The 16,777-nt window shown below is 63.9% G+C and carries 17 protein-coding genes; 3 read left to right on the top strand and 14 right to left on the bottom strand.

What is annotated here, in order from left to right; translation table 11 throughout:
• Positions 1 to 204 precede the first annotated feature (204 nt).
• The 3 genes from UNPA324_RS21320 to UNPA324_RS21330 all read left to right on the top strand — a co-directional run bounded on the left by UNPA324_RS21320 (position 205) and on the right by UNPA324_RS21330 (position 3,334).
• A complete protein-coding gene (locus UNPA324_RS21320) occupies positions 205 to 2,187 on the top strand; it encodes a PAS domain S-box protein (RefSeq protein ID WP_128919400.1) in 1,983 nt (660 codons plus the stop codon).
• Positions 2,184 to 2,852, top strand: a complete 669-nt coding sequence (locus tag UNPA324_RS21325; RefSeq protein ID WP_128919399.1) for a response regulator transcription factor — start codon at positions 2,184 to 2,186, stop codon at positions 2,850 to 2,852. Before UNPA324_RS21320 ends, UNPA324_RS21325 begins: the two co-directional genes overlap by 4 nt.
• Before the next feature lie 95 nt (positions 2,853 to 2,947).
• Positions 2,948 to 3,334 (top strand): response regulator transcription factor, encoded by a 387-nt coding sequence (locus tag UNPA324_RS21330; RefSeq protein ID WP_164936250.1) that lies wholly within the window; start codon positions 2,948 to 2,950, stop codon positions 3,332 to 3,334.
• A gap of 11 nt (positions 3,335 to 3,345) precedes the next feature.
• Here the strand turns inward: UNPA324_RS21330 and UNPA324_RS21335 are convergent, their stop codons facing one another.
• The 14 genes from UNPA324_RS21335 to UNPA324_RS21400 form a co-directional block, all read right to left on the bottom strand.
• Entirely contained in the window at positions 3,346 to 4,314 is a 969-nt protein-coding gene (locus UNPA324_RS21335) for a tripartite tricarboxylate transporter substrate binding protein BugD (protein WP_181769465.1), read from the bottom strand.
• A gap of 81 nt (positions 4,315 to 4,395) precedes the next feature.
• Positions 4,396 to 5,637, bottom strand: a complete 1,242-nt coding sequence (locus UNPA324_RS21340) for a threonine synthase (protein ID WP_128919397.1) — start codon at positions 5,635 to 5,637, stop codon at positions 4,396 to 4,398.
• 128 nt (positions 5,638 to 5,765) lie between these two features.
• Positions 5,766 to 7,187 (bottom strand): dihydrolipoyl dehydrogenase, encoded by a 1,422-nt coding sequence (gene lpdA / locus UNPA324_RS21345; protein WP_128919396.1) that lies wholly within the window; start codon positions 7,185 to 7,187, stop codon positions 5,766 to 5,768.
• Positions 7,188 to 7,204: 17 nt separating this feature from the next.
• Positions 7,205 to 7,438, bottom strand: a complete 234-nt coding sequence (locus tag UNPA324_RS21350; protein WP_128919395.1) for a hypothetical protein — start codon at positions 7,436 to 7,438, stop codon at positions 7,205 to 7,207.
• A gap of 8 nt (positions 7,439 to 7,446) precedes the next feature.
• Positions 7,447 to 8,799, bottom strand: coding sequence for a pyruvate dehydrogenase complex dihydrolipoamide acetyltransferase (locus UNPA324_RS21355; protein ID WP_128919394.1), 1,353 nt, complete (start codon positions 8,797 to 8,799; stop codon positions 7,447 to 7,449).
• A gap of 63 nt (positions 8,800 to 8,862) precedes the next feature.
• Positions 8,863 to 9,315, bottom strand: coding sequence for a nucleoside deaminase (locus tag UNPA324_RS21360; protein ID WP_128919393.1), 453 nt, complete (start codon positions 9,313 to 9,315; stop codon positions 8,863 to 8,865).
• A gap of 2 nt (positions 9,316 to 9,317) precedes the next feature.
• Complete coding sequence (locus UNPA324_RS21365; RefSeq protein ID WP_092181243.1) at positions 9,318 to 9,620, bottom strand: DUF5076 domain-containing protein; 303 nt, start codon at positions 9,618 to 9,620, stop codon at positions 9,318 to 9,320.
• Positions 9,621 to 9,623: 3 nt separating this feature from the next.
• Positions 9,624 to 11,012, bottom strand: coding sequence for a pyruvate dehydrogenase complex E1 component subunit beta (locus UNPA324_RS21370; protein WP_141935798.1), 1,389 nt, complete (start codon positions 11,010 to 11,012; stop codon positions 9,624 to 9,626).
• A gap of 29 nt (positions 11,013 to 11,041) precedes the next feature.
• Positions 11,042 to 12,064 carry a pyruvate dehydrogenase (acetyl-transferring) E1 component subunit alpha gene (gene pdhA / locus UNPA324_RS21375; protein WP_128919391.1) on the bottom strand — a complete coding sequence of 341 codons (1,023 nt, stop codon included), beginning with the start codon at positions 12,062 to 12,064 and terminating at the stop codon, positions 11,042 to 11,044.
• A gap of 152 nt (positions 12,065 to 12,216) precedes the next feature.
• Positions 12,217 to 12,561: a DUF779 domain-containing protein gene (locus tag UNPA324_RS21380; RefSeq protein ID WP_128919390.1), complete on the bottom strand. Its 345-nt coding sequence runs from the start codon at positions 12,559 to 12,561 to the stop codon at positions 12,217 to 12,219.
• A 67-nt stretch (positions 12,562 to 12,628) separates the two neighbouring features.
• Positions 12,629 to 14,146 (bottom strand): aldehyde dehydrogenase, encoded by a 1,518-nt coding sequence (gene adh / locus UNPA324_RS21385; RefSeq protein WP_128919389.1) that lies wholly within the window; start codon positions 14,144 to 14,146, stop codon positions 12,629 to 12,631.
• Between the two features lie 318 nt (positions 14,147 to 14,464).
• A complete protein-coding gene (locus tag UNPA324_RS21390; RefSeq protein ID WP_164936248.1) occupies positions 14,465 to 15,424 on the bottom strand; it encodes a helix-turn-helix domain-containing protein in 960 nt (319 codons plus the stop codon).
• Between the two features lie 217 nt (positions 15,425 to 15,641).
• Entirely contained in the window at positions 15,642 to 15,959 is a 318-nt protein-coding gene (locus tag UNPA324_RS21395; RefSeq protein WP_128919387.1) for an FtsB family cell division protein, read from the bottom strand.
• A 156-nt stretch (positions 15,960 to 16,115) separates the two neighbouring features.
• A complete protein-coding gene (locus tag UNPA324_RS21400) occupies positions 16,116 to 16,667 on the bottom strand; it encodes an NADPH-dependent FMN reductase (RefSeq protein ID WP_141935800.1) in 552 nt (183 codons plus the stop codon).
• Positions 16,668 to 16,777: the final 110 nt, after the last annotated feature.

The following is a 16,777-nucleotide window of genomic DNA, read 5'->3' on the forward strand; positions in this document are numbered from 1 at the left end:
AACGAGACGGCGCACCATGCTCCGGATGCACGGTCACCGTGAAGATCCCGCCGGCATGGCGTACTCGGTGCGCCGCAATGGACAGCGCAGCGGTCGGTTCAGAGGCGCACGCCATGATTGCCCGTCCGACTTTGGCCGGAATTGCTCCCCTCGCGGCAACGTGCTCTACTCGTGTTCACGCAGAGAGCGCCGGGAGCGTCTGCGATGAAGCCGGGCCGGGCAGCAACGTTCGGGAAGTCAGCCGCGCAACTCCTCGTCGGCTGTGTCAGGCAGGTTGTCACCGCCAGGCCGCGCACTGAGCCTGACGCCGGTCTGCTCGAGGCGGTCAAGCAGTGGCAGCAGGTCTTCGAACACAACCCGGTCATGTACTTCATGGTCGATCCGGCCGGAACCGTGATCAACGTGAACACGTTCGGCGCGGCGCAGCTGGGCTACAAGCCCGCGGAATTGATCGGCCGATCGGTGCTGGATGTCTTCTTCGAGGAAGATCGCGATTTCGTCCGGACGTGTGTCGCGCTGTGCCTTAAGACCATTGATCAATCACACACCTGGGAAATCCGGAAGGTTCGCAAGGACGGCTCGGTGCTATGGGTGCGCGAGAACGCCAAGACCATGCTGCGGGCCAATGGCGGACCGATCGTCCTGGTGGCCTGCGAGAACATCACCGAGCGAAAGGAAGCGGAGAATGCGCTGCGACAGAGCGAGGCCTATCTCGCCCAGGCGCAGGAATTGAGCCACACCGGCAGTTTCGGCTGGAAGGCCGCGACCGGCGAGATCACCTGGTCCAAGGAGACCTATCGCATCTTCCAATTCGAGGAGGGGACGAAGCCCGAGATCCCGCTCATGCTCGAGCGTATCCATCCGGAGGACCGGCTTGCGGTGCAACGGACCACGGGTCGGGCGGCACGCGAGGAAAAGGCTTTCGATCACGAATACCGGCTCGTGATGCCCGACGGCTCGATCAAGTACGTCCGAGCGGTAGCCCGGGCGATGCGGGATGCGAACGGTCACGTCGAATTCGTCGGATCGGTGACCGACATCACGGCGACCAAGGAGGCAGAGCGCAAACTGCGTGACAGCGAGCAGCGCTTCCGCGACTATGCCGAAACCGCCTCTGACTGGTTCTGGGAGACGGGGCCAGACCATCGCGTTACCCAGATATCGGAACACTCAGATACCATCGCCGCCCCCGCGGGCCTGATCGGACTTACGCGTTGGGACATCGCGCCGGATGCCGATCTCGAACCGGAAAAATGGCAAAAGCATCGGGCGGCGCTCGACGCCCACGTCCCGTTTCGCGACTTGGTGTATCGCAGCAAAGACCGCAACGGGAAGCCGATCTACGTCCGGACCAGCGGCAAGCCGTTCTTCGACGCGGACGGCGTTTTTCTGGGCTATCGTGGCGTCTGCACCGACGTGACCGCCGCGATCCGGACCAATCAGGCCGAAGAGGCGCTGCGGAGGGCCCAGGCCGAGCTCGCCCATGTGACGCGTGTCACGACACTGGGTGAGCTGACCGCTTCCATTGCCCACGAAATCAATCAGCCGCTCGCCGCAGTCATCGCAAATGCCGACGCCTGCCTCGCCTGGCTGCAGCGCAGTCCGCCCGATCTCAAAGCGGCCCGCCGATCCGTAGAGTGGATCATCGAGGACGGCACGCGTGCCAGCGACGTGATCCGCCACGTCCGGGCGCTCGCCAAGCGGTCCGGCATCGAGATGGTTCCACTCGACGCCAACGTGGTCGTACGGGAGGCCGTCGCGCTCGTTCAGCGCGAGATGGCCAGCCACGCCGTATCGGTGCGAATGGAGTTGTCGTCGGCACTGCCGAAGATCTTTGGCGATCGAATCCAGTTGCAACAGGTGCTGATCAACCTGATCATGAACGGGATCGAGGCGATGGAAGACGTCAACGATCGCCCGCGCGAGCTGACGATCCGTTCAGGGACGAGCGGTGATGGCGCGATGTTGGTGAGCGTTTCCGACTGCGGATTCGGCATCAGCGAACAGGCGATAGACCGCCTGTTCATGCCGTTTTTTACGACGAAGTCCTCCGGCATGGGCATGGGACTGTCGATCTGTCGATCCATCATCGAGGCCCATGGCGGACAGCTTTCCGCCGCACCGAGCCAGGAGCGGGGTGCGACTTTTCAGATCATCCTGCCCCTCCATCGAGAGGAAACATCGTGACCGAGCGCGCGGAGCCTGCGCCGCAGCAGGACGGCGACCAGCCAATCGTCTTCATCGTCGACGACGACGCGTCGATTCGCCGCGCTCTCACCAATCTTTTCGAGTCGGTCGGCCTCAAGGTCGAAGCATTCGGCTCGGCACTGCAACTCCTCCACGCCAAGCCCCCGGAAGTTCCCAGTTGCCTGGTGCTCGACATCCGCTTGCCCGGAACCAGCGGCCTCGACCTGCAGTCGGATCTTGCCAAGGCGAACATCCACACGCCCATCATCTTCATTACGGGACATGGTGATATTCCCATGACGGTTCGGGCCATGAAGAGCGGCGCAATCGACTTCTTGACCAAGCCGGTTCGCGACCAGGACATCTTGGACGCAGTTCAGGCCGCTATCGAGCGGGACCGCAAGCGCCGCGAGCTCAACAGGACGGTCTCGACCGTGAGATCACGCTTCGAGTCACTGTCCTCTCGGGAGCGAGATGTATTGTCACTGGTGACGTCCGGCCTGATGAACAAGCAAGTGGCCGCCCAGCTCGGATTGGCCGAAATCACCGTCAAAATCTATCGCGGCCAGATCATGCGGAAAATGGGCGCGAAGTCGTTGGCCGATCTGGTGAGAATGAGCGAGGCGCTCGGGATTGGGGCCAACAAGCCGGACGCACAAACCTAAGTATGAGTTTCCAATCGTGACTGGCAGGTCCACCTTGCGTGTTTATGTACAGCCGCGGCGACGGCAAGCGTAATCCGGGACGAGGAGCGGACGTCTTGTCAGTGGCTTCGGTCATTTCGGTGCTTGACGATGACCCTTATGTGCGGGCCGCGATCAACAACCTGTTGAAATCCCGCGGATACATCGTCCACACATTCGCCTCCGCCGAAGAGTTTCTGAGGTCGACCGATTCGACCGACACCTCGTGCGTGATCGCCGACGTGCAGATGCCGTTGATGACCGGTATCGATCTGCTGACTCAGATGCGCGCGCAGGGCTCGGCTACGCCGTTCATCTTGATCACTGGCTTCCCGGACGAGAGCGTGCGTGCGCGCGCGCTCAAGGCCGGCGCAACCTGTTTTCTCGGCAAGCCGTTCGCCCCTACGGATATGATGCAATGCCTGGACCGGGCGCTGGCGGCAGATGACGAAACCAGGGGGTGATCGCCCGGCCGTCAATCCACCTTGATGTTCGCCGCCTTGATGATCGGCCACCATTTTGCGATCCCGGCCTTCTGTCGGGCGCCGAGCGCCTCGGGCGTGAGCTGATCCTTCGGTGTCATCTCCAGCCCCTGGTTTTCGAGCTGCTTCCTCACGGCGGGATCGTTCAGCGCGTCCACGGCCGCGGCGTTGAGCTTCGTCACGATCTCCTTCGGCGTGCCCTTCGGCACCCACATTCCCGACCACAGCGTCATGTTGAAGCCCTTCAGGCCCGCCTCCTCCGCGGTCGGAATGTCGGGCGCCGAGGCCAGGCGCTTGCTGTCGGTGACGGCATAGGCGCGGATGGTGCCGGCGCGGACCTGGGCGATCGAGTTGGAGGTCTGGTCGACGATGACGTCGATCTGGCCGGCGATGAGATCGTTCAGTGCGGGCGCGGTGCCGCGATAGGGCACATATTGCAGCTTGATGCCGGAAACGCTTTCAAAATAGACGCCGGCGATGTGGCTGCCGGAGCCGGCACCGGCGGTGCCCGCTGTCGGCGGCGACGGCCGTGATTTCAACCACTCCAGAAGCTCTTTCAGGGAGGTCGCGGGCACCGCATTCTTGCTGACGACGATCATCGGATTGCTCGGCAGCAGCACCACCGGCTCGAGATCGGCGACGAGGTCGTATTTGAGCTTGTAGACGGCGCCGTTGGCGACGTGGGTGCCGAGATGGCCGAACGAGATGGTGTAGCCGTCCGGCGGCGATTGCACCGCGCGGCCGACGCCGATCGAGCCGCCCGCGCCGGTGACGTTCTCGACCACGACGGCCTGGCCAAGCGAGGTGCGCATCCGCTCGGCCAGCACGCGCGCCATCGCATCCGACGGGCCGCCCGCCGCGAACGGCACGATGATGGTGATGGGATGGGAGGGAAACTCGTCGGCGCGCGCGGCGCCGGTCACAGCGAGAACAGCAAACAGCGCAGCCCAGGCGGCTTTCATTGTCTTCTCCCCAGCGATGTCGATATTATTTTTGCTCTTCCCGCGTACGGGAAGAGGGATCATTCGTGGCGTATTGCCGCGCTAAAATTGGGAATAATCGATCGGCTTGTGCCGGTCGAGCGTGCGAGTGACCGGCGGCAGCGGGTATTTCAGGCCGGTGGCGCAGTTGAACAGCATCACGCGGTCGCCCTTCGAGACCCGGCCATCGGCCAGGCTTTCCTTGTAGGCGGCGTAAGTGGCCGCGCCCTCGGGACACAGCAGCAGCCCCTCCTCGCGCGCGACCTCGTTCAGCGCCGCCGAAATCTTGTCGTCGTCGACGGCGATGGCAAAGCCCTTGCTCTCGCGCACCGCGCGCAGGATGAGGAAATCGCCGATCGCCTGCGGCACGCGTATACCGGAGGCGATAGTGTGCGCGTCCTCCCAGCGCGTGGCGTGCTCGGTGCCAGCCTCATAGGCCCGCACCATCGGCGCGCAGCCGGAGGCCTGCACCGCGACCATGCGCGGGCGCTTGCTCCCGATGAAGCCGATCTTCTCCAGCTCGTCGAACGCCTTCCACATGCCGATCAGACCGGTGCCGCCACCGGTCGGATAGAAGATCACGTCGGGCACGTCCCAGTCGAGCTGCTCGGCGAGTTCGAGGCCCATCGTCTTCTTGCCCTCGATGCGGTACGGCTCCTTCAGCGTCGAGGTGTCGAACCAGCCAACTTTTGCCTTGCCCTCGCCGACGATCTTGCCGCAATCGTCGATATAGCCGTTGACACGGTAGACAGTCGCGCCCTGCAACTCGATCTCGCTGACGTTTACCTCCGGCGTATCGGCCGGGCAGAAGATCGTGGTCTTGATGCCGCAGGACGTCGCATAGGCCGCCAGCGCCGCGCCGGCATTGCCGTTGGTCGGCATCGCCATGTGCTTGATGCCGAGCGCCTTGCCCATCGACACCGCCATCACCAGACCGCGCGCCTTGAACGAGCCGGTCGGCAAACGGCCCTCGTCCTTGACGATGATCTCGCCGCCACCGAGCTTCTTGCCGAGCTTCGGCAGCCGGATCAGTGGCGTCGTGACTTCGCCGAGCGAGACGATGTCCTTGCATTTGCGCACCGGCAGCAGCTCGCGGTAGCGCCACATGTCGCCGGGCCGCTGCGCGAGTGCGTCCTTGGTCAGCGCCTTCTTCACGCCGGCGAGATCGTAGCGGACGAGAAGCGGCTTGCCGGCCTTGGAGAGATTATGGACCTGGTCGGCGGCGTAGTGATCGCCCTCCATCGCACATTCGAGATGGGTGACGAAGGTCGGGCGTTCGATGGTGAGGTTGTCGTTGTCGTGCATGGGGTGGTTTCCTTCTTATTCTGCAAACAGCTCTCTCTGCTCATCATTGCGAGCGAAGCGAAGCAATCCAGAGTCTTTCCGTTGAGGCAGCCTGGATTGCTTCGCTTCGCTCGCAATGACGGCGGCGGTTAGATATTCAGCACCCTTCCATACGCATCCAGCACGGCTTCCTTCATCATCTCCGACAGGGTCGGATGCGGGAATACCGTGTGCATCAGCTCTTCTTCCGTGGTCTCCAGGTTCATGGCGACGACGTAGCCCTGGATCAGCTCGGTCACTTCCGCGCCGACCATGTGGGCGCCGAGCAGCTGGCCAGTCTTCTTGTCGAAGATGACCTTGACCAAACCCTGGTCCTCGCCGAGCGCGATGGCCTTGCCGTTGCCGACGAAGGGGAAACGGCCGACGCGGATCTCGCGGCCGTTCTCCTTGGCCTTGGCTTCGGTGAGGCCGACGGAGGCGACCTGCGGCTGGCAATAGGTGCAGCCCGGGATCATGTTCTTGTCCATGGGATGCGGCTTGAGGCCCTTGATCGCCTCGACGCAGATCACGCCCTCATGCTCGGCCTTGTGCGCGAGCATGGGAGGACCTGCGACGTCACCGATCGCATAGATACCGGGAACGCTGGTCTTGCCGTAACCGTCGACCACGATGATGCCGCGGTCGGTCTTGACGCCGAGCTTTTCCAGGCCGAGATTCTCGATATTGCCGACGACGCCGACCGCCGAGATCACCCGCTCGAACTCGGTGGTCACAGGCTTGCCCTTGCCGTCGTCGATGGTGGCGACGACGCTGTCGGCCTTCTTCTCCAGCTTGGTGACCTTGGTCGAGGACATGATCTTGATGCCCTGCTTCTCCAGGCGCTTGCGCGCGAGGCCCGCGATCTCGGCGTCCTCGACGGGCAGGATCTGCGGCAGCACCTCGACCACAGTGACGTCGCTTCCCATGGTGTGGAAGAACGAGGCGAACTCGATGCCGATCGCGCCGGAGCCGACCACCAGCAGCGACTTCGGCATCCGCTCCGGTACCATCGCCTCGAAATAGGTCCAGACCAGCTTCTTGTCGGGCTCGAGCCCCGGCAGCACGCGCGGCCGCGCACCCGTTGCGACGATGATGTGCTTGGCCTGGTAGGTCCCCTCGCCCAGCGAGCCCTTCGGAGCTTCGACGTTGGACTTCTTCACGGTGACCTTGCCGGGCGCGTCGATCGAAGCCGCGCCCCAGATCACGCTGACTTTGTTCTTCTTCATCAGGAAGCCGACGCCGTCATTGAGCCGCTTGGAGACGCCGCGCGAGCGCTGCACCACGGCCTTCGGATCGAACGAGACCTTCTCCGCCGACAGGCCGTAATCCTTGGCGTGCTGCATGTAGTGGTAGATCTCGGCCGAGCGCAGCAACGCCTTGGTCGGGATGCAGCCCCAGTTCAGGCAGATGCCGCCGAGATAGGATTTCTCGACGATCGCGACCTTGAAGCCGAGCTGGGCGGCGCGGATCGCGGTAACATAGCCGCCGGGACCGGAGCCGATGATGATGACGTCGAAGGATGTATCGGCCATGGCGGCTCCCGTTCAACTCAAGCGGTCGTTGCGCCGCGGGCGCGGCGTCTGAAGATGTAGATTCTGATCAGCCATTCCATGAGAATGACCGCCGCCATGATGGCGAAGATGGTGAGTGCGATCGGCGCCCAGATGCTGCGCGACAGCGCCTCGCCGGCAAAGAAGGCGGCCTCAATAATCTCGATGCCGTATGGATTGAGCGTGAGGATCAGCGAAACCAGCATCGAGATCCAGGGCCAGCGCGTCGTCATGCGCCATCTCAGACCATCATCATCACGGGATTTTCGATCAGCTGCTTGAACGCGCCGATCAGCTCGGCGCCGAGCGCGCCGTCGATGGCGCGGTGATCGCAGGACAGGGTCACGCTCATCATATTCGCGATCTCGATCTTGCCGCCGCGTACCACCGGCCGCTCCTCGCTGGTGCCGACCGCGAGAATGGTCGCATGCGGTGGATTGATCACGGCGGTGAAGTGGCTGATGCCGAACATGCCGAGGTTGGAGACCGCGGTAGTGCCGCCCTGGTATTCCTCCGGCTTCAGCTTGCGGGACCGTGCGCGCGCGGCAAAATCCTTCATCTCGTTGGAGATGATGGAGAGCGTCTTGGTCTCCGCTTTCCGGATGATGGGCGTGATCAGGCCGCCGGGCATCGCCACGGCAACGCCGACGTCGGAATGATGGTGCTTGACCATGCCGCTTTCGGTCCAGCTCACGTTGCAGTTCGGGATCTTCTGCAGCGCGACCGCCATCGCCTTGATGACGAAGTCGTTGACCGAAATCTTGTAGAGCGGCTTCTTCTCCTTGTCCTTCGGAGCTGCCGCATTGATCTCCTCACGCGCGGCGAGCAGCTTGCCGATGTCGCAGTCGATGGTGAGATAGAAATGCGGGACGTTCTGAATCGACGCCGTCAGACGTTGCGCAATGGTGCGGCGCATGCCGTCATGCGGGACGATGTCGTAGGAGCCGGGCTCGAACAGCGACAGGATCTGCTTGTCCGACATGGTCGGCGCGATCGCGGGCGCGCCCGACGGCGCAGCCGCGGGCGCCTTGAGGCCCTTGCCCGACTTGGCCTGCTCGACGTCGCGGGCGACCACGCGGCCGTGCGGACCGGTGCCGGTGACCATGCCGACGTCGATGCCGGCTTCCTTGGCAAGGCGCCGCGCCAGCGGCGATGAGAATACGCGGCCGCCATGGCCGTTGCTCTGCGCGGCCGGAGCGGCCTGCGGCCCCGGTGCAGCAGCGGGCGGCGGGGCCGCCTTAGGCACGGCCGGCGCAGGCGCGGGAGCCGGCGCCGCAGCGGGTGCTTCAGCAGCTTTCGGAGGCGCGGCCGAAGCGCTGGGCTTGGCGCTACCTGCCGCCTTCACGTCCTCGCCCTCGCCGGCCAGCACCGCGATCACGTCGTTGACCGGGACGTCCTGCGTGCCCTCGGGCACCAGGATCTTGGCGATCGTGCCCTCGTCGATGGCCTCGACCTCCATCGTCGCCTTGTCGGTCTCGATCTCGGCGATGACATCGCCGGATTTGACCTTGTCGCCTTCCTTCTTCAGCCACTTGGCGAGGTTGCCCTTCTCCATCGTCGGCGAGAGAGCGGGCATCAGGATGTTGATGGGCATGCTGACCTCAAGAAGAACTTTGCAAAAATTCGTCTTCGACGGCCGAAGACGAACAGACCAGGTTTAGTTGCCGATGTCGCCTTGCCAGAGGCGCTCATTGGCGGGGATGGAACGCCAATTCTTCATCATGGCGATGGAGCGGTCGTCGGCAAGGTCGATCCAGGGGATGCCGAACTTGTCGAGGATGTCCTTGGAGCCCGCGAAGGTGACGGACTCTCCGATCACCACCAGCTTGACCTTGAACAGCGCGAGCGCGCCGGCACACATCGCGCATGGCGACAGCGTGGTGTACATGATCGTGTCGTGGAACGAGATCGCGCCGGCTTCGCGCAGGCAGCTCATCTCGCCGTGCAGGATCGGGTTGTTCTCCTGCACACGGTTGTTGTGGCCGCGGGCGATGATCTTGCCATCGCGCGTCAGCACGGCGCCGATCGGCAGTCCGCCTTGCGCGATCGAAGCCTCGGCCTCGCGGATCGCCTCCAGCATGAAATCGAAATGATGGGATTCGATCGCCACGGTCAGTGCCCCTTGCCGCGCGGCGTCGTGGTGCCGGTGTCGGTGGGACGCTCGATCTCGGCCTGAAACATCTCCAGGATCCGGTTCAGCGCGTCCTCCTCGGTATATTCGCTCTCGCGCGCATAGGCGCGCGCGGCGTGGCGGGCGAGATCGACCAGCAACAGGCCCCACATGTCGGGCTCCTCGAAGGCGCGCTGGAACGCCATCGACAGCCCGCCATCCAGCACGAACACGCGCAAAATCTCGACCGCGTCTTCGCGGGTCATGACGTCGGGCGGCAGTGGCTGCTCCTTCGGACCCGCCATGATCTACCTGTAGCAGACGGCTTTGGCGGCCTCGACGACTTCCGCCGCCGAGGGCAGCGCGAGCTTCTCCAAATTTGCGGCATAGGGCATCGGCACGTCCTTGCCGGAGACGCGCGTAACAGGCGCGTCCAGATAATCGAACGCGTTCTCCATGATGCGCGCGGCGATCTCGGCGCCGACGCCGCTCTGGGCCCAGCCCTCTTCCACCGTCACGGCACGGCCGGTCTTCTTGACCGAGTTGACGATGGTCTCGGTGTCCATCGGGCGCAGCGTGCGCAGATCGATCACCTCGGCCTCGATGCCGTCCTTGGCGAGCTCGTCGGCGGCCTTGAGCGCGTAGGTCATGCCGTTCGACCAGGAGATGATGGTGACGTGGCTGCCGGAGCGCACGATGCGGGCCTTGCCGATCGGGATCACGAAGTCGTCGAGCTTGGGGACTTCGCCGGTGTGACCGTAGAGCACCTCGTTCTCGAGGAAGATCACCGGATTGGGGTCGCGGATCGCGGCCTTGAGCAGGCCCTTGTAATCGGCCGCCGAGAACGGGGCGACGACCTTGAGGCCGGGAACGTTGGAGTACCAGGCCGAATAGTCCTGGCTGTGCTGGGCGGCGACGCGGGCGGCGGCTCCGTTCGGGCCGCGAAATACGATCGAGCAGCCCATCTGGCCGCCGGACATATAGAGCGTCTTGGCCGCCGAGTTGATGATCTGGTCGATCGCCTGCATGGCGAAGTTGAAAGTCATGAACTCGACGATGGGCTTGAGGCCTGTCATCGCGGCGCCGACGCCGACGCCGGCAAAGCCGTGCTCGGTGATCGGGGTATCGATGACGCGCTTGGCGCCGAACTCCTGGAGCAACCCTTGCGTGACCTTGTAGGCGCCCTGATATTCGGCGACCTCCTCGCCCATCACGAAGACATCCGCATCGCGGCGCATTTCCTCGGCCATGGCATCGCGCAGCGCTTCACGGATGGTCTGCGTGATCATCTCGGTGCCAGCGGGCACTTCCGGATCGGGTTCAGCGACGGCCTGCGGCGCGGGAGCGGCTTTGGGCCGAGGTGCTTCGGCCTTTGCGGCGGCCGGGGCTGCCGATTCCGCGGCTTTCTCCTGCTGGGCCGGCGCGGGCGCCTTGGCGAGATCCGCCGCGCTCTCGCCGTCCGCGAGGATGGTCGCGATCGGCGTGTTCACGGCGACGTCGGCGGTCCCCTCGGGGATCAGGATCTTGCCGAGCGTCCCCTCATCGGTCGCCTCGACCTCCATCGTCGCCTTATCAGTCTCGATCTCGGCGATGACGTCGCCGGACTTGATCGTCTCGCCCTCTTTCTTCAGCCACTTGGCGAGATTGCCCTTCTCCATCGTGGGCGACAACGCGGGCATCAGCACTTGAATTGGCATATCTTCTCCAAACGAAAGCTTGCGCGCGTTCAGCGGTAAACGTCGGTCCAGAGCTCGGCGGCATCCGGCTCGGGATCATGCTGGGCGAAATCGGCGGAGGCGTTGACGATGTCGCGTACCTCGGCGTCGATCGCCTTGAGATCGGCCTCACCGACCTTGGCGGCCAACAGGCGGTTGCGCACCTGCTCGATCGGGTCCTGGTCGTGGCGGACCTTCTCGACCTCCTCGCGTGTGCGATATTTTGCAGGGTCGGACATCGAGTGGCCGCGATAGCGGTAGGTCTGCATCTCCAGGATGTAGGGGCCCTTGCCGGCGCGGCACCAGGCCGCCGCCTCCTCGCCCGCAGCCTTCACGGCGCGGACGTCCATGCCGTCGACCTGCTTGCCGGGGATGTTGAAGGACGCGCCGCGCTTGGAGAAATCCTGCTGGGCCGAGGCGCGCGAGACCGAGGTGCCCATGGCGTAGCGGTTGTTCTCGATGACGTAGATCACCGGCAGCTTCCAGAGCTCCGCCATGTTGAAGCTCTCATAGACCTGGCCCTGATTGGCCGCACCGTCGCCGAAATAGGTGACGCTGACATTGTCGCTGCCGCGATAGTGATTGGCGAAGGCGAGGCCCGTCCCGAGCGAGACCTGGGCGCCGACGATGCCGTGGCCGCCGTAAAAGTGCTTCTCCTTGCTGAACATGTGCATGGAGCCGCCCTTGCCCTTGGAATAGCCGCCGCGGCGGCCCGTGAGCTCGGCCATGACGCCGTTGGCGTCCATGCCGGTGGCGAGCATGTGGCCGTGATCGCGATAGCCGGTGATGACCTGATCGCCCTGTTTCAGGGCCATCTGCATGCCGACCACCACGGCCTCCTGACCGATATAGAGGTGGCAGAAACCGCCGATCGCGCCCATGCCGTAGAGCTGGCCGGCCTTTTCCTCGAACCGCCGGATCAGGAGCATGTCGCGGAGCGCCTTGAGCTCCTGCTCCCTGGTGAATTCCGGAGGCGAACCGCCGTCGGTCTTGTCCTGTGGAGTGCTTGCGGCGGCTTTCTTGGGTGCGGCCATAGGAATTCCGGGTCAGAGAAAACTCTCGCCCTCTCTAACCCAAGTCAAACGCCCTTGGAAAGCACCGCGGCGACATGGCACGACTTTCATTATGCCGCACTGCAACGTGGTCGAAATATTGGAAAATCTTTGGCGCTGATCGGGCAACAAATCTAATCGCCGCCGCCGCGCGAACAGATTCGGGACCGGGTCAAGAACCTCCTCTCCCGTCCGTTGTCCAATGAGAACATTCCGCCGCGCCCGGCAACGACATCAATGATGAGGTCGGTGTGCTTCCAAGCCTCGAATTGCGGGCCGCTGATATAGAACGGCATGCCGCCGATATAACCAAGCAGTACGTCGGTCTCACCGATGACGAGCTCGCCGGCCGGATAGCACATCGGCGACGAGCCGTCGCAGCAACCGCCGGACTGATGAAATAGGACGGGGCCGTGATCCGCACAGATCTCGGCCAGGAGCTCGAGCGCTGCGTCCGTGGCGCTGACCTTGTCGTGCATGAGCCGTGCCCCGCCAGTACGCAGGGCGGCGCAATGGGAGAATGGATTGCGCCGCCCTGCTAGTCGATCAGAAGAAGCCGAGCTTCTTCGGGCTATAGCTGACCAGGAGGTTCTTGGTCTGCTGATAGTGATCGAGCATCATCTTGTGGGTCTCGCGCCCGATGCCCGACTGCTTATAGCCGCCGAATGCCGCGTGCGCGGGATAGGCGTGGTAGCAGTTGGTCCAGACCCGGCCCGCCTGGATGGCGCGGCCGAAGCGGTAGCAGCGGTTGGCGTCGCGGCTCCAGATGCCGGCCCCGAGGCCGTAGAGCGTGTCGTTGGCGATCGACAGCGCTTCTTCATCGGTCTTGAACGTCGTGACCGACACGACCGGTCCGAAGATCTCCTCCTGGAAGATCCGCATCTTGTTGTGACCGTGGAACACCGTGGGCTGGACGTAGAAGCCGCCGGCAAGATCGCCGGAAAGCTTCGCACGCGCGCCGCCGGCCAGGATCTTGGCACCTTCTTGCTTGCCGATGTCGATGTAGGAAAGAATTTTCTCCAACTGCTCGCCGGAGGCCTGCGCGCCGATCATGGTCGCGGCATCGCGCGGGTCGCCCTGGACGATGGCGGCAACGCGCTTGAGCGCTCGCTCCATGAAACGCTCGTAGATCGACTCATGGATCAGAGCCCGGCTCGGACAGGTGCAGACCTCGCCCTGGTTCAGAGCGAACATCACGAAGCCTTCGATCGCCTTGTCGAAGAAATCGTCATCCTCGGCCAGCACGTCCTTGAAGAAGATGTTCGGCGACTTGCCGCCGAGCTCGAGCGTGACGGGGATGAGATTCTGGCTGGCATATTGCATGATCAGCCGGCCCGTCGTGGTCTCGCCGGTGAAGGCGATCTTGGCGATGCGCGGGCTGGATGCCAGCGGCTTGCCAGCTTCGAGGCCGAAGCCGTTGACGATGTTGAGGACGCCGGGCGGCAGGAGGTCGCCGATGATATCGGCCCAGACCAGGATCGATGCAGGGGTCTGTTCGGCCGGCTTGAGCACCACGCAATTGCCGGCGGCGAGCGCGGGCGCGAGCTTCCAGCAGGCCATCAGCAACGGGAAGTTCCAGGGAATGATCTGGCCGACGACGCCGAGCGGCTCGTGGAAGTGGTAGGCGACGGTGTCATCATCGATCTCGCCGATCGTGCCTTCCTGGCCGCGCACGACGCCGGCGAAATAGCGAAAGTGGTCGATCGCCAGCGGCAGGTCGGCAGCGCGGGTCTCGCGGATCGGCTTGCCGTTGTCCCAAGTTTCGGCGATCGCGAGCCGCTCGAGGTTCTCTTCCATGCGATCGGCGATCTTGTTGAGGATGATCGCGCGTTCCACGACGCTGGTCCGTCCCCAGGCGCCCTTGGCCGCATGCGCCGCATCGAGCGCGGCCTCGATGTCCTGCGCGTCGGAGCGCGCGATCTTGCAGACGACCTGGCCGGTCACCGGGGAGACGTTGTCGAAGTATTTGCCGGAACGCGGGGCCACCCATTTGCCGCCGATGAAATTGTCGTAGCTCGCGGCGAAGGGATTCTTCGTGAGATTGAGGAATTCCACCTTGTTCATTGATCACTCCCGTTGATTGCTATTTGCGCAATTCGTCGCGTGGCCCGCGACTTGCGCGGACGATGATGCGAGAGGTGTTTTTTGTCAGCCCAGGTAGGAGCGATGGCGGAGCAGACCTGTCGCAGTTCTGCGACAGGTCGGGGGGCAAGGCAGTGCGAGATTGAGCGCTGGCAGCTTCCACGGCGTCATGGCGAGCGCAGCGAAGCAATCCAGAATCTTTCCATGGAGGGGCTCTGGATTGCTTCGTCGCCAGCGCAAAATTGCTTCGCAATTTTGTCGCGGGCTCCTCGCAATGACGGCTGAGAGATACGACGCGGCTCAGTGGTTCAGCTCGAACCGCTTCAGCTTCCGATGCAGCGTGGCCCGGCTGACGCCGAGGGCCTTGGCGGCCGCCGAGACATTGCCGCCGGCGCGGAGCAACGCCCGCTGCACCACGGCGCGCTGACCGCTGGCAAGATGATCGCGCGCGGTATCGCCGCCGAGCAGATCGGCTGCGGGTACCGGCTGCAATGCCCGGCCAGGGGCAATTCCGAGCGCCAGCCGGGCGGAGCGGGTCGCGCCGATCACGAGATCGTCCGCATTGACCGCGACGAGTCCCCCGCATTGACCGTCCGCGGCCTGCGTCAGCACGATGCGGGCATGGGCGAACGCCTTACGGAACAGATCGGCTTCGATCCGCTTGGCCGCCTCGCCCGCCGCGAGCGCGATCAGACTGGAAAATGCATCGGTCCGGTCGGCGCGGCAGGAGGAGACGTCGAGCACGCCGGCAAGCGCCGCCTCATGGTCGTAGATCGGAACCGCGGTGCAACTCAGAAGCGTGTTGCGGGCGAAGAAATGCTGGTCGCGGTCGATCGTCAGCGCACGCTGCTCGACGAGACAGGTGCCGATGCCGTTGGTGCCTTCGTGCTCCTCGCTCCAGAGCGCACCGGTCCACAGGCCCCAGGACTGAAACGTCGCGTCATCCGCCGCTGTGCCGCGACGATCGACCGGCACACCCTCGCCGTCGGCAAGCAGCACGCAGCAGCCGCTGGCGCCAACGGCCTGATACAGCCGGTCCATCGCGCCTTGCGCGGCAGCCAGAAGCGGCGCGACGCGCTCGCGCGCCTGGTGCAGCTCGGTTTCGGTCAGCCGTATCGGCGAGGTGCGGCCGCCGGGATCGAGATGATGCAATCTGGACGAACGGCGCCACGAGGCCACGAGCGCGGATCGTGCCGCCTGGCCTGACGCGATGGCGGCCTCGACACGGGCCGCGTGATGCCGGGGCACCGACCCATTCATCACAGTTTCCTCCGGATGATAGACTAGAACGTGCCGGCGCCACCTGTTTGATCTGCGTCAACTTCGAAAGAGCGCCACGGAAAGCCATGAGCCCGTCGCGGCGCTGCCGTCAAGGCAACCGGCAGGTTCCGGACTTACGACCTTCGCAGGAGCCGCGGGCACAATGGTCGGATTTCGGCAGCGGCTTTCGTGTCGGTTTCGAAGCTTGCGGAAAACGCTACTTCGCCGGGATCATCCGAACCAAATCGCGCGGATTGACATAGTCGAGCTGGAAGCGCGCCCGCTCGTCCAGCATGTCGGGGTCGATCCGCTCGGACCGCAGCAGCGACACCCGCTGCTCGCTCTTGGCGCGCTCGCGCTTGAGCTGGGCCAGTTCGCTGGTCAGTGCGATGATCTCCTGGTCGAGTTCCTGACGGGCGTTGAGGCCGTATTTGCCGGTATAGGCGTTGATGCCGAAATAGCCGACGATCGCGGCCGCCATCGCGTAGAGGGCAAGTCCGGTCAGGATCGATTTCAGGCGTGCGCGGGAGACCATCCTGGGAAGATGGGACAGGTTGGTTAAGGGAGTGCTAATCAAGCCCCCCACCCGTCGTCATGCCCGGGCTTGTCCCGGGCATCCACGTTCTTGGTCTTGATCCGCAAAGCCGTGGATGGCCGGGACAAGCCCGGCCATGACGGAGAGAGTGCGTGCTCAGCCTTGGTTCTTCGCCACGTGCGCGGCGAAGGCGCCGATGTATTGCTGCAGCACCGTCTTCAGGGAGTCCTTGATCAGGTTGCCGTCCGTATCAAACGCATCGCCGACGGCGTTGAGGTAGATTTCCGGCTGCTGGAGCAGCAGACCGGAAATGCCCGGCAGGATATTCTGCAGATGCTTGGCCGCGCTGACGCCGCCAAGCGGTCCCGGCGAGTTCGAGATGATGCCGACCGGCTTGCCGAGGAGCGAGCTCTTGCCATAGGGACGCGAGGCGACGTCGATGGCGTTCTTGAGGACGCCCGGGATCGAGCGATTGTATTCGGGGGTGACGAACAGGACGCCGTTCGATCTCTGAAGCTTGTCGCGGAAGGCCAGCCAGTCCGCGGGCGGTGCACCCTCGAGGTCCTGATTGAAGAACGAGATCCCCGCCGGCGTGATAACCTCGAGCTTCAGCGTATCAGGCGCGAGCTTGGCGAGCGCGTTGGCGATCTTCAGCGAAAAGCTCTCCTTGCGCAGGCTGCCGGCGATCGTGACGATGGTGTGAGCCATGAGGTGTCCTTGAAACCTTGAGGGGAAGTGCCGGGCCACTTAAGCGATCCGGGCCAATTGATGCAAGTGCATGAACTGACCCGATTTGGAAACGCTGTGTTTCGCGAAAG

This window comes from Bradyrhizobium sp. UNPA324, assembly GCF_006658635.1.
In the GTDB taxonomy this organism is placed as follows: Bacteria; Pseudomonadota; Alphaproteobacteria; order Rhizobiales; family Xanthobacteraceae; genus Bradyrhizobium; species Bradyrhizobium nanningense.